Genomic DNA, 13,626 nt, shown 5'->3' with positions numbered 1-13,626 from the left:
CAATCCCCCCTATAATTCCCCAATTTTTCTAATTTCATTTTCACAATGTCAAATAAAACCATTGCTAAAAATATGCTATTTCTTTACATCCGAATGCTCTTCAATATGGGAGCGATGCTGTATATCTCTCGTGTGGTATTACAGGTTTTGGGTGTAGAAGATTTTGGTATCTATAACATTGTGATGGGTGTCGTGGTCTTATTTTCCTTTTTTAATGGCACAATGACCGCCACCACTCAGCGTTTTATTAACGTAGAAAAAGCCTCAAATGACATCCAACGTGTCAATAAAGTCTTTAATATTAGTATTTTAAATCACCTACTCATTATTTTTATCGTATTAGTGTTAGCTGAAACTGTAGGTTTATGGTTTTTAAATCACAAATTAGTGATCCCCGCTGAACGCTTGCAAGCTGCAAATATCGTTTACCAATTGGCATTAATTATTGCCCTTGCTGAAATCATCAAGGCGCCATTCAATGCCATGATTGTTGCCCATGAAAAAATGGGATTCTATGCGTGGTTAGGATTAGGTGAAACCATTTTAAAACTGACTTCTGTTTTTATCTTAAGCCATATCACACATTACGATAAGTTGATTACTTATGGCGGCTTATTGCTTTCAGTCAGCTTAATTGTGCTCTCTCTTTATGCGTTATTCACTAAATATTATTTCAAAGAAGCAGCACGTTTCCGTTTATATAAAGATTTAAGCAAAACTAAAGAAATGGTGAGTTTTTCCGGTTGGATGCTCATGGGGCAAATTGCCTATGTGGGTTCGACCCAAGGCTTAAATATGGTATCTAACTTATTCTTTGGTGTCGCAGTCAACGCCGCTGTCGCCATTGCGACACAAGTAGAAGGTGCCATTTATAGCTTTGTGAATAATTTCCAAATGGCAGCTAATCCGCAGTTGGTTCAGTCTTATGCAGCAAAAGATTATGATCGCAATCGCCAATTAATTCTTGGTATTTCAAAATATTCACTTTATTTAATGGCGATTCTCTCTGCGCCTGTATTGTATTTCACCCATACCTTACTGACATTTTGGCTAGGCGATCATCTTCCGCAATATACTGAACAACTTGTACAAGCTATTATTGCTTGCTTATTGATCAGTGCAATGGCTGGCGCCTTTTGGATGAGTGCATTAGCCATTGGTACATCTACCGTAAAACAATACAATATCATTGTGGCGTTAATTGATCTTTGTACGGTACCATTGGCTTATTATTTGTTCACACTAGGCTATAATCCAGTATTTGCCTTTGTGGGTAAATTTAGTACGATGGTCATCTCACAAATCTATCGATTATATTTTATTAATAAAAAAATTAAATTTAACCAAAAAGAATTTGTCTCATATTTAGTGAATGTCGGCGTGGTGTTTGGCCTGCTATTAGGTATCATCTATATATCAGATACCAGCCGCAGTTATTCTTTATTGGAATTTATTGGACAATCCATCATCTTAGAAATGGTATTAATCTGTGTCATTTTAATCTTCGGATTAAACACAGCAGAAAAAAATTTCTTGTTTAGCTATTTAAAGAAAAGAGTAAAAAATGAATCAACTCCTTATTGATTTAAAAAACAAACTGAATCCTATTGTTGAACTAATCAAAGATAAAAACGATGTATTTTATTTCGACTACCCGCTTCATTTGAACGTAGGCGATTTACTGATTTATCACGGAACTGAGCAATTTTTTAAAGATCACCACATTAACGTGACTTTAAAACGCTGTGAATACGATTTAGATCTTGAAGAAGTCAAAGCAAAAATCACACCAAACACCACCATCCTTTTACATGGTGGCGGTAACTTTGGCGATCTTTATCCACAGCATCAAAAGATCCGTGAAGAAATGGTGACGCATTTCCCGAATAATCGCATTATTGTGTTGCCACAAACTGCTTATTTTAAGCACGAAGAAAATCTACAAAAATCAGCCGCACTTTTCCGTAACCACAGTGATTGTCATTTACTGGCTCGCGATGAAAGAACAGCAAATCTATTTGCAAAATTTTCTGATCATGTTTATTTATCACCCGATATGGCACATCAACTTTATGGCACAATGGAAACTAAGCAAGGAAAAACAGGAAAAAAACTTTACTTCTTACGTAAAGATATTGAAGCGAGTGATGTAGAAAAAAATATTTTAACGCAAATTCCAATCAACAGTACTGTAAAAGATTGGGATGATATTCTCTCCAAGACAGACGACATTGTTTTAGCATTTAGTTGGAGAATGAATAAAATTGCAAATAAATTTAATTTAGATTGTTTGAAAAATCTTTCTCATCAATTTTGGTACACATATACTCATAAAATTGTAAAACGTGTTGCCCGAGTATTCTTAGATAATGATAAAGTGATTACTACTCGTTTACACGGTCATATTTTTTCCTGCTTGTTAGAAATACCAAATGTTGTTTATGATAACTCTTATGGAAAAAATAGTAGCTATGCAAAACTATGGACTCAAAACTTAAACTTCGTTGAATTGGATAAATCATGTTTGAATTAAAAAAGCTCATCACGGCCATGATTCTTCCCCCATTTAATATTTTAATTTTATGGGGGCTTTCACTTATTCTAGCTAAATTCAATTTCAAAAAATTAAGCCGAATTTCGACCGCACTTGGCTTCTCACTACTCTATCTTTTAAGTATCCCTTACACTGCACAAGTACTTAAAGATAGTCTCATCACTGAAGATCATTTAACACTGCAAGATTACCAACAAGCTCAAGCGATCGTTTTACTTGGTGGTGGCTTGCGTGATAGCAAAGAGCTTTATGCGCCATTAGCTTCAACAGGTATCCAACTTGAACGATTACGTTATGCCGCTTTCTTACAAAAAGAAACGCATTTGCCATTATTAATTACAGGGGCAAGTCCAACAGGCGCCATTGAAGCAAAAATCGCCGCCGAAGAACTCCAAAACTTCTTTAATGTGCCAACCAAATGGATTGAACCTAAAGCCCTTACTACTAAAGAAAATGCACTTTTCACCAAACAAATATTAGAAAAAGAAGGTATTCATAAAATTATTTTAGTCACTAATGAATGGCATATGCAACGTGCAAAATTATTATTCCAACAACAAGGCTTTGATGTGTTATCTGCAAGTGTAGGTGAAGGCATTACGCCCGACAGTTACGGACTCAATATGATGCATTTTATTCCACAAGGTGGCGCGATTACCAAAAATATGCAATTACTCAAAGAGTGGATTGGATATTGGAAAGAACGCTAAAGTGCGGTCAAAAGATCACAAATAAGATAATGTTAAGAGGAAGAAAACATGAGTCAAATTACACGCGAACAAATGCTTCAAGTATTCGAAAATCGCTGTTCCACACGTTATTACGATCCGAATAAAAAAATCAGCCAAGAAGATTTCGCGGCCATTTTAGAATTTGCTCGTTTATCACCAAGCTCAGTCGGTTCTGAGCCATGGAAGTTCTTAGTGATTCAAAATAAAGCATTACGCGATAAGCTCAAACCTTTTAGCTGGGGCATGCAATATCAATTAGATGATTGTAGTCATTTAGTGATCATTCTTGCGAAGAAAAATGCTCGATATGATACGCCTTTCTTCCGTGATGTTGCGGTGCGGAGAGGTTTACAAGGCGAGCAATTAGAAAAAGCCTTGGAAAAATATAAAGGCTTACAAGAAGTTGAAATGAAAACTGCAGAAAGCGAGCGTGCATTATTTGACTGGACAAGCAAACAAACCTACATTGCATTAGCGAATATGCTAACTGGTGCTGCCGCTATAGGTGTAGATTCTTGCCCTATTGAAGGCTTTAACTACAATAAAATGAATGAAGTTTTAGCCGCTGAAGGTCTCTTTGATCCAAATGAATGGGGCGTATCTGTGGCCGCAACATTTGGTTATCGTGCGAGAGACATTACCAAAAAATCTCGTAGACCAATTGAGGAAATCGTCACTTGGGTTGAATAATCTATTTTCAAATAAATGGGCAGCAAACGCTGCCCTTTTCTTTATCCACCAAATAAGGCTGCGCCACCTGTTACAGCCCCCATCGTGCCACATAACAAGCTTAGTGCAAAAAAGATCATCATTGCACCCGCAATACATTTGATCATAGCCGCACCTTTTTGATTAGAACCCGCTAAACCATACCAATGGCCTAAGCGAGTCGCGACATTTCTCGCATAGCGAACTAACGCAGCAAAAAGCGAAAGCATTAATCCTGTCCCTAAAGACATGGCAAAAGTAGCTAAAATTCCCCACCAATAAAGATCCAGCATATAAGCGAGAAAAAGCACAAAAATGGCGCCACTACACGGTCGCATACCAATGGTTAAAATCACTAAGAGTTGAGACTTTAAATCACCCGATTGTTTAAGCTGTTGATCACTGGGTAGATGTTGATGTCCACAACTACATTGCGCTTGGCTTGCTTTCCCTTGCTCATATCTAAATAGCGAAGCTGTTCCAATTTGTTTCGGCAATGATTGGATTGATGTGATACGAAAAGATTGTTTTTTCTTTAAACCTTTCAAACCTTGAGCAATCCAATAAAGCCCTAACAACAATAATAAAATGAGTGCGCTACGCTCCAACCATAACTGGCTAAGTTTAAAATATTTTGAGGAAAGATTAAGTATCACCACCACAATAGAGGTTGCTGCAACGGCGACAAAACCTTGCATGAGAGAGGAAAGCAAACTTAAGCGTACGCTGGTTTTAAGTTGGCTCTCGTGAGTAGAAAGATAACCAGCGATAATAAATTTCCCATGCCCAGGGCCTAATGCATGTAATACACCATAAGAAAATGCAGCAAAAATTAACCATAATCCTGCAGTAGATGAATGTGCTTGAATTTGGTGCAGATTTTCAGAAATCAGCTGATTAAAGGCTTTTTGCCAATCAGCTACTTGCACAAAAAGCCAAGGTAGCAAGGCGAAAATAATCGCTAATAAGCCGATAAAGAGTGCGGTCAGTTTTAATTTCATTTTTTATTCACATTTAATTTTTACTTTCTGTGCAAACAACACACCAAGAGAATCATCTTCATTTTTTTGAGATTTATCCAATGATGAAGCGTAGGATTTAATTTTTTCATCCGCATTAGGCTCGAGCACTTCACCTTTGCAATTATTAGGAAGTTCCGAAAAATCAACCGCTCTTTTACCTATTTCAGCATAACGCATGGCCACATAATAGGTACTGTCATAAGTCATCAGCGTAAATTCGTTATTTTGCAAAGCCTGTGGTTGTGCCAAAAGAAAATCAAAATAATATTCCACCTCATTTCCTTTAACACGTGCGCCATAATTTTCAGGCTGTTTTTTATATTTAATTTTGTGATGTTCTTTATCAAAGACATAACTAAAGTAATGCTCATTCACGACATTCGCCATCACCTCATCAATGAGTTTTTGTTTAGCAGCTTTATCACCTTTCGTCTGCATCATGTCATACAATACGGCTGAAGAGCTAGCTTCATCCAGTAACCATTGGGTCGAAAAACCAATTAATTGATTATCTTTCACTAACGGTTTGGTTTGCATATCAATAAAGGCGTGAGGATGTGCGAGAACCGAAAAAGGAGAAATTAGCGATAATCCTAGGAGTAATTTTTTAAACATAAATAAGAATAAAGTGGGCTAAATAATTGAATAGACAGATTTTATCACAAGCAGTTCCTAATCAAAATCGAATAAAAATCGATCTAAACGTAAAAAATCCTGTAATTTTCTTGATTTGTATCAAAAAATTATTCATTCGCATTTCCATTATAACTGAAATTTATGTACTATTTGCCTCGTCAAGTGATTGCTTGATATTCATAAAGTTCCTAAATAAAATAATCATAAATATAGCTAAACTACTTTCCTACCACCCTATATGGGTGGTTTTTTTTGCCTTTCAAATAGCTTATTCCCTAAACATCAAGTAAAATAACCGCACTTTTATTCATAACATCGAGAAAATTATGTCAACGCAATTTGTATATACGATGCACCGTGTCGGCAAAGTGGTGCCACCGAAGCGTCATATTTTGAAAGATATTTCTTTAAGCTTCTTCCCTGGTGCAAAAATCGGGGTTCTAGGCTTAAATGGTGCGGGTAAATCAACTCTCTTACGCATTATGGCGGGCGTGGATAAAGAGTTCGAAGGTGAAGCTCGTCCACAACCGGGTATCAAAATTGGTTACCTTCCACAAGAACCAAAACTTGATCCTCAACAAACTGTACGCGAAGCGATAGAAGAAGCTGTTTCTGAAGTAAAAAATGCACTGACTCGTTTAGATGAAGTTTATGCGCTTTATGCGGATCCTGATGCGGATTTTGATAAATTAGCGGCAGAACAAGCCAATCTTGAAGCCATTATTCAAGCACATGATGGTCATAATTTAGATAACCAATTAGAACGTGCCGCAGATGCATTACGTTTACCGGATTGGGATGCCAAAATTGAGCATTTATCAGGGGGCGAACGTCGTCGTGTCGCACTTTGTCGTTTGTTACTCGAAAAACCAGACATGCTCCTATTAGACGAGCCGACCAACCACTTAGATGCGGAATCTGTAGCATGGTTAGAGCGTTTCTTACATGACTACGAAGGTACCGTTGTGGCGATTACCCACGACCGTTATTTCTTAGATAACGTGGCTGGTTGGATCTTAGAGCTTGACCGTGGTGAGGGTATTCCTTGGGAAGGTAACTATTCTTCTTGGTTAGAGCAAAAAGAGAAACGTTTAGAGCAAGAACAAGCGGCTGAAAATGCGCGTCAAAAATCTATTGCGAAAGAGTTGGAATGGGTGCGTCAAAATCCTAAAGGTCGCCAAGCGAAAAGCAAAGCACGTATGGCGCGCTTTGATGAATTAAACTCTGGAGAATATCAAAAACGTAACGAGACTAACGAACTCTTTATTCCACCTGGTCCACGTTTAGGTGATAAAGTGATTGAGGTAGAACATCTCACTAAATCTTACGGCGATCGCACTTTAATTGATGATTTATCATTCAGCATTCCAAAAGGTGCTATCGTGGGTATTATCGGCGCGAATGGTGCAGGTAAATCTACCCTATTCCGTATGCTTTCAGATCAAGAACAACCGGATAGCGGCTCAATTACGATGGGTGAAACTGTGGTACTTGCTTCTGTCGATCAGTTCCGTGACTCAATGGATGATAAAAAAACCGTATGGGAAGAAGTGTCTAACGGACAAGATATTCTCACTATTGGTAACTTTGAAATTCCAAGCCGCGCGTATGTTGGACGCTTCAACTTCAAAGGCGTAGATCAACAAAAACGTGTGGGCGAATTATCGGGTGGTGAGCGCGGTCGTTTACACTTGGCTAAACTTCTACAACGTGGTGGTAACGTACTGTTATTGGACGAACCGACCAATGACTTAGACGTTGAAACCTTACGTGCGTTAGAAAATGCGATCTTAGAATTCCCTGGTTGTGCAATGGTGATTTCCCATGACCGTTGGTTCTTAGACCGTATTGCAACTCATATTTTAGATTACGGTGATGAAGGTAAAGTGACGTTCTACGAAGGTAACTTCTCAGACTACGAAGAGTGGAAAAAGAAAACCTTAGGTGAAGCCGCAACACAACCACATCGTATTAAATATAAGCGTATTGCAAAATAAGAAATTAAAGTGCGGTCACTTTTGACCGCACTTTCCTTTTACATCAGGAGTGATTATGTTAGTTTATTTGCACATTGTTTGTGCATTTTTAAGTTTGGGATTATTAATTATCCGTGGGGGAATGCAATTAAGTGGGAAAGATTGGCGAGCAATTAAACTGCTAAAAATTTTACCGCACTTAGTTGATACACTTTTAATTGCGAGCGGCTTAACTATTTTCTTCTTGGTCGGTTATCAGTTACAAAGCTGGCTCATCATGAAAATCATCATGCTTGTGCTTTATATCTTCTTCTCGGCTAAATATTTTAGTCGCAAAGCTACAAATCCAAATAATGCATTTCTGGCATTTGCTGTATTAAGTTTCTTGGGGGCAATTTTCTTTGCTTACCAACCAGACTTCATGGAAAGTTAATCATAAAAAAATCCATCTTCAATTGAAGATGGATTTTTTGTGTTATCTTAGCCACCCGCTAATTTTACTTTAAACCCTTTTTGTTCTAAAAGTTGTTTTAGTAAATCACGTTTTTCGCCTTGAATCTCAATATTGCCGTCTTTTACTGAACCACCACAACCACATCGCTTTTTAAGTTCAGCAGCTAACTTTTTCAATTCATCATCAGCTAAATCTAGCCCAGTAATCACTGAAACGCCTGCGCCTTTTCGACCACTAGTTTGTTTTTGGATGCGAACCACTCCATCACCTTTAGGACGTTGTACTGGCTGCTTTTGCGCTTTAATTCGACCAACTTCGGTAGAATAAACTAAAGTACTCTCTGTCATATTACGAAAGAGATGAATTAATTGAACGAAGCACTTCTGCTGGATTTTCAGCTTGAGTAATTGGGCGACCAATCACCAAATAATCAGAACCAGAACGAATAGCCGCAGCAGGAGTCATGACTCGACGTTGATCGCCAAAATCACTTCCAATTGGACGAATCCCCGGTGTGACTAATTTAAAATCAGGACCACAAGTATTACGTAAAATTTCTACTTCCTGTGGTGAACAAACGACTCCATCTAATCCTGCTCGCTGGGTTAAATGCGCAAGACGTAAAACATGTTCAAGTGGTGAAGAGTTAATACCGATTTGTAATAAATCCAAATCTTCCATACTGGTCAATACGGTTACTGCGATTAATAAAGGCGCATCTTTTCCATAAGGCTCGAGAATTTTCTTCGCCTCTTCCATCATTTTCAGACCACCGCTAGCATGGACATCAACCATCCACACCCCTAAATCAGCCGCAGAACGCACTGCTCTTGCCACAGTATTAGGAATATCATGAAATTTAAGATCGAGGAAAACATCAAATTGACGCTCATGTAATTGCTTAACGAAATTTGTTCCCAGTGTGGTAAACATTTCTTTACCCACTTTTAAACGGCATAAGCTTGGATCAATTTGATCCACGAGGGATAGCGCTTGTGCTTCCGTTTCGTAATCCAATGCAACGATTACTTTGCTATTCATAATTTTACCTCACTGTGTCAATTAATTATGTTCTGGTTTGATGGATTCCCACTGTTTGCAAGAAGGACAATTCCACATTAATTTATGAGTTTGATAACCGCAATTTGAGCAACGATAACCAAAGCCTTGCTTAATTCTCTCACCGACCATTTTATGTAGCAAAATTAAACTTTCTTTACCTCGCCCTTCCTCTGCATCATCAATTTGGAATTGAATAAAGCGGTGGAAAATAGATGTACTTGGATGTTTGGTAAGTTGTTGATAAAGTTTTGATTGTGCAGCACTCTTACCATCTTTCTCTTCAATCACGCTTGCTAACATTAAATCGACTTTCGTATTGTTAACCTGCTGGCTAGCTCGAATCAAGAATAACTCAAAGTTATCTCTCTCTCCTAATTCATCATAACAATATTTGAGCGTTTTCAGCACTTCACCAATATAAATTGGTTTTTGATTAAGAATATTCTCTAAAAAATGAATGGCTTGACGATAGTTTTTATTAGCCATTTCTAAATCAGCAAGCAGCATTGATGCTCTCACACTGGTTGGAGATACATTCAGCACTTTTTGTAAAATACTGCGTTTTTCGACCGCACTTTCAAGTTCACCGCTTAAGGCATATTCACAATAACATTGTGCTAATTCCACATTATTTTCTTTAGGTGAGATCTTGGCAAGCTTCTCTGCGATATTAACGGCTTTTTTCCATTCTTTTGTTTTTTGATAAATCACCAAAAGCTGTTGCAGTGCATTTTCTGCAAATTCTGGTTCATCCACCATAATGATGTAAAGCGCTTCAGCACGGTCATAAAAACCGACCGTCATGAAATCTTTGGCAAGTTGTTGTTTAGCTAATAATTTTTGTTCGAAAGAATAATTGGGGCTACGATCAAGTGCTTGATGGATCCGCAAAGCACGGTCCACTTCGCCTCGAGAACGGAAAAGATTACCGAGCGTTAGCTCTGCTTCAAATTGAGAGTTGCTTTCAATTTCATTTTCGGTTTCTTGTTTTTGCAACATATCAAGAAACAAATCAACGGCTTTATCCGTTTGATTGGAAAGCAAAAAATTGACCCCCGTGACATAATCACGGGAGAGTTTATTATTAATATCTTCCTGATCTTTCTTGGCACTCCGATGCCCCATATACCAACCATAAGCGGCGGCTATTGGCAGAAGCAGAAAGAGTAATTCAAGCATTATACTGCCTTATCGCGGGTAGTCGTTAATTCGTTAATTTGTAAGGTTTGACGTTTAACTTGACGCGCTAACGACATATTTTTGAATTTTAATTTTAAGTAGGAGAATCCAGTAATTAACCAACCTAAAATTAATCCAAAACCAAATAAAATTGCAACTAATGTTGAAAGTTGGAATTGGCTTTCAGCAACAATATAGTTAAAGGTGATTACTTGATCATTATTCGCCCCTATAGTTACCGCAACGAGTACAATAGCCAGCACAATAATGAGTCCGAGAATATATTTAATCATCACAATCTCCTTTGTTAAGAATAGGTTCATTATGCCAAAATTTGTAATAAAAAACGACACCTAAGTGTCGTTTTATTGATATCGATTGAATGTTTAAGCAAAAACATTTACGCGATCTTTTAATTCTTTACCCGCTTTAAAGTGCGGTACAGATTTAGCATCTAATTTTACAGAATCACCGGTTTTTGGATTACGACCCACTCGCGGTTGACGATGGTGTAAAGAGAAGCTACCAAAACCACGTACTTCAATACGATTACCTTCTTCTAAAGATTGTGCAATGAGTTCAAGAATATCCTTTACAATACCTTCTACTTCTTTTGCGGATAAAGTTGGGTGCTTTGTTGATAGATTTTCAATTAGTTCAGATTTAGTCATCGTCAACTCTCCTTTAAATTTGTACTTAAACTTGTTATTTATTAAGACTTACAGGTAATGTATTAGTTCATAATAAATTACCGCTAAATCCTTGTTAATTATAGCTGGTAATAATAAGGCTGAGTCATGACCCAGCCTTATTTATGTGAATTAATTATTCACCTTTAGCTGCTTTGAAAGCTTCAGCCATTGCGTTTGGAATAGCAACATCTTCTTGTTTGGTATTCACGTTTGCAACTGCAGCGGCTTCTTCAGCTTGATCTTTCGCTTTTACAGATAAGTGAACGATACGTGCTTTACGATCTACACCAGTGTATTTCGCTTCAACCACATCACCTGCGGCAACTTCGTTTGTTAAGTCTGCTGCACGGATATAACCTTCAACGCCACCTGCTAATTCAACTTTAGCACCTTTAGCGTCAGCTTCAACAACAGTTGCAGAAATTACTGCACCTTTTTTGTTGATTGCTACGAAGTTGTTGAATGGATCATCTTCAAGTTGTTTGATACCTAAAGAAATACGTTCTTTCACTGCATCTACTGCTAATACTACTGCAGAAACTTCGTCACCTTTTTTGTAGTTACGAACTGCTTCTTCACCTGCAACATTCCAAGAAATGTCAGATAAGTGAACTAAACCGTCGATACCACCTTCAAGACCGATGAAGATACCGAAATCAGTGATTGATTTGATTTTACCAGTAACTTTGTCGCCTTTGTTATGAGTTTCAGCGAATTGAGTCCATGGGTTAGCTTTACATTGTTTTAAGCCTAAAGAAATACGACGACGTTCTTCGTCAACTTCTAATACCATCACTTCAACTGTATCGCCTAAGCTTACAACTTTAGATGGGTGGATGTTTTTGTTAGTCCAATCCATTTCAGAAACGTGAACTAAACCTTCAACGCCATCTAAGATTTCAACGAAACAACCATAGTCAGTTAAGTTAGTTACTTTACCAGTTAATTTGCTGTTTACTGGGTGGTTTTCAGCGATAGCAACCCAAGGATCTTGACCTAATTGTTTTAAGCCTAAAGATACGCGAGTACGATCTTTGTCAAATTTTAATACTTTAACAGTCACTTCGTCGCCTACATTCACGATTTCGCTTGGGTGTTTAACACGTTTCCAAGCCATATCAGTGATGTGTAATAAACCGTCAACGCCACCTAAATCTACGAACGCACCGTAGTCAGTTAAGTTTTTAACGATACCTTTAACTTCTGAACCTTCAGCTAGGTTCTCAAGGATTTGTTCACGTTCTTGGCTGTTTTCAGATTCGATCACTGCACGACGAGAAACAACAACGTTGTTACGTTTTTGATCTAATTTGATTACTTTGAATTCTAATTCTTTACCAAGTAGGTGATCAGCTTCACGTGCAGGACGTGTATCAACTAATGAACCTGGTAAGAATGCACGAACACCGTTTAACTCAACTGTGAAACCGCCTTTCACTTTACCGTTGATTAAACCGATAACGGTCGCTTTTTCTTCGTAAGCTTTTTCTAATTCAATCCAAGATTCGTGACGAACAGCTTTCTCACGAGAAAGTTTAGTTTCGCCGTAACCATCTTCAACTGCATCTAAAGCTACGTTTACTGTGTCGCCAACTTTAACTTCAAGTTCACCTTGAGCGTTCTGGAATTCAGCAACAGGAATTGCAGATTCAGATTTTAAGCCTGCATCAACAAGTACAAAGCCTTTTTGAATAGCAACAACAGTACCGCTAACGATTGAACCTTGACGGGTTTCAAGGCCTTTTAATGATTCTTCAAAGAGTTGAGCAAAAGATTCTGACATATAAATAATCTTCTTAATTTAAGTTAATAACATCCACATTAAGATCCATAAAATGCGGGGTTGAGGATAAATGTCTATTCTTCCTTGAATAAACAGTTAAATCGAAATTGACGCTTTTTGTTGAATATAAGCTAACGCTTGAGCAATGACTTCATCAATACTCAATGTTGTACTATCTAACAATAAAGCATCATCAGCCGGTTTCAATGGCGCAACCTCACGATTTCTATCACGAAAATCGCGTTCTTGTATCTCGGCTAAAATCTGTGCAAAGTTACCATTAATTCCCTTATTTTGCAACTGTTTATAGCGTCTTTTTGCACGTTCTTCTGCACTTGCGTCTAAAAACAGTTTCACTTGCGCATTTGGGAAAACCACCGTTCCCATATCTCGCCCATCAGCAATCAGACCGTCATTTTTACCAAAATCCTGCTGAAGTTGCAGTAAAGCTGACCGCACTTTAGGAAAAACCGCCAGTTTTGAAGCTGCTTCCGCCACTTCTTGCGTACGGATTAAATGACTCGCATCCATTCCGCCAAGAAGCACATTTACTTCACCATTTTTCGGGATGAACTGGATATCTAAATGACGGGCTAACTCCGCTAATCCTTCTTCATCGGTTAAGTCTGCATGACGTTTCAGCGCAGCCAATGCTGTCACGCGATAAATCGCACCACTATCTAATAAGGTAAAACCTAACTTTTCTGCCAATGCGTAACAAAGTGTTCCTTTTCCTGCCCCACTTGGACCATCAACGGTGATAATCATTCCCATATAACTTATCCTTTACTTATCACAATTTTACATATTATAGAGATAAACACTCTAT

Annotated in this window: 15 protein-coding genes; 6 read left to right on the top strand and 9 right to left on the bottom strand. The window is 37.9% G+C overall.

The annotated features are described in order from the left end of the window. Positions 1–45: 45 nt before the first annotated feature. From DX522_RS10280 to DX522_RS10265, 4 genes are read left to right on the top strand one after another with little or no spacing between them, the layout of a single operon-like run. Positions 46–1,584, top strand: coding sequence for a lipopolysaccharide biosynthesis protein (locus DX522_RS10280; RefSeq protein ID WP_115180720.1), 1,539 nt, complete (start codon positions 46–48; stop codon positions 1,582–1,584). Beyond that, entirely contained in the window at positions 1,565–2,533 is a 969-nt protein-coding gene (locus DX522_RS10275; protein WP_115180719.1) for a polysaccharide pyruvyl transferase family protein, read from the top strand. The genes DX522_RS10280 and DX522_RS10275 overlap by 20 nt, the downstream gene beginning before the upstream one ends. After that, complete coding sequence (locus tag DX522_RS10270) at positions 2,521–3,264, top strand: YdcF family protein (RefSeq protein ID WP_115180718.1); 744 nt, start codon at positions 2,521–2,523, stop codon at positions 3,262–3,264. The genes DX522_RS10275 and DX522_RS10270 overlap by 13 nt, the downstream gene beginning before the upstream one ends. 48 nt (positions 3,265–3,312) lie before the next feature. Then, positions 3,313–3,975, top strand: a complete 663-nt coding sequence (locus tag DX522_RS10265; RefSeq protein WP_115180717.1) for an NAD(P)H-dependent oxidoreductase — start codon at positions 3,313–3,315, stop codon at positions 3,973–3,975. Positions 3,976–4,016: 41 nt separating this feature from the next. On the opposite strand, the gene zevB is transcribed toward DX522_RS10265, so the two are convergent. Next, positions 4,017–4,994 carry a zinc transporter permease subunit ZevB gene (zevB, locus tag DX522_RS10260; protein ID WP_115180716.1) on the bottom strand — a complete coding sequence of 326 codons (978 nt, stop codon included), beginning with the start codon at positions 4,992–4,994 and terminating at the stop codon, positions 4,017–4,019. 3 nt (positions 4,995–4,997) lie between these two features. Then, entirely contained in the window at positions 4,998–5,630 is a 633-nt protein-coding gene (gene zevA / locus DX522_RS10255; RefSeq protein WP_115180715.1) for a zinc transporter binding subunit ZevA, read from the bottom strand. A gap of 347 nt (positions 5,631–5,977) precedes the next feature. Between zevA and ettA the strand changes: the two genes are divergently transcribed. Both ettA and DX522_RS10245 read left to right on the top strand, forming a co-directional pair. Next, positions 5,978–7,648: an energy-dependent translational throttle protein EttA gene (gene ettA / locus DX522_RS10250; RefSeq protein WP_115180714.1), complete on the top strand. Its 1,671-nt coding sequence runs from the start codon at positions 5,978–5,980 to the stop codon at positions 7,646–7,648. A 55-nt stretch (positions 7,649–7,703) separates the two neighbouring features. Next, a complete protein-coding gene (locus DX522_RS10245; RefSeq protein ID WP_178161448.1) occupies positions 7,704–8,060 on the top strand; it encodes a SirB2 family protein in 357 nt (118 codons plus the stop codon). Between the two features lie 47 nt (positions 8,061–8,107). On the opposite strand, the gene yciH is transcribed toward DX522_RS10245, so the two are convergent. From yciH to cmk, 7 genes are all read right to left on the bottom strand, one after another. Beyond that, a complete protein-coding gene (yciH, locus tag DX522_RS10240; RefSeq protein ID WP_115180712.1) occupies positions 8,108–8,428 on the bottom strand; it encodes a stress response translation initiation inhibitor YciH in 321 nt (106 codons plus the stop codon). A gap of 1 nt (position 8,429) precedes the next feature. Then, positions 8,430–9,122, bottom strand: coding sequence for an orotidine-5'-phosphate decarboxylase (gene pyrF, locus DX522_RS10235; RefSeq protein ID WP_014065249.1), 693 nt, complete (start codon positions 9,120–9,122; stop codon positions 8,430–8,432). 21 nt (positions 9,123–9,143) lie between these two features. Next, on the bottom strand, positions 9,144–10,322 hold the full coding sequence (gene lapB / locus DX522_RS10230) for a lipopolysaccharide assembly protein LapB (protein ID WP_115180711.1): 1,179 nt from the start codon (positions 10,320–10,322) through the stop codon (positions 9,144–9,146). Next, positions 10,322–10,615 carry a LapA family protein gene (locus DX522_RS10225; RefSeq protein ID WP_115180710.1) on the bottom strand — a complete coding sequence of 98 codons (294 nt, stop codon included), beginning with the start codon at positions 10,613–10,615 and terminating at the stop codon, positions 10,322–10,324. The genes lapB and DX522_RS10225 overlap by 1 nt, the downstream gene beginning before the upstream one ends. Before the next feature lie 93 nt (positions 10,616–10,708). Then, positions 10,709–10,993, bottom strand: a complete 285-nt coding sequence (locus DX522_RS10220) for an integration host factor subunit beta (RefSeq protein WP_005695916.1) — start codon at positions 10,991–10,993, stop codon at positions 10,709–10,711. A gap of 154 nt (positions 10,994–11,147) precedes the next feature. Further along, positions 11,148–12,797, bottom strand: a complete 1,650-nt coding sequence (gene rpsA / locus DX522_RS10215; RefSeq protein ID WP_049362902.1) for a 30S ribosomal protein S1 — start codon at positions 12,795–12,797, stop codon at positions 11,148–11,150. A gap of 96 nt (positions 12,798–12,893) precedes the next feature. Beyond that, on the bottom strand, positions 12,894–13,571 hold the full coding sequence (gene cmk, locus DX522_RS10210; RefSeq protein WP_115180709.1) for a (d)CMP kinase: 678 nt from the start codon (positions 13,569–13,571) through the stop codon (positions 12,894–12,896). Positions 13,572–13,626: the final 55 nt, after the last annotated feature.

Origin of the sequence: Haemophilus parainfluenzae (genome assembly GCF_900450995.1) — a bacterium.
In the GTDB taxonomy this organism is placed as follows: Bacteria; Pseudomonadota; Gammaproteobacteria; order Enterobacterales; family Pasteurellaceae; genus Haemophilus_D; species Haemophilus_D parainfluenzae_O.
This window is presented reverse-complemented; position numbering and strand designations above follow the sequence as displayed.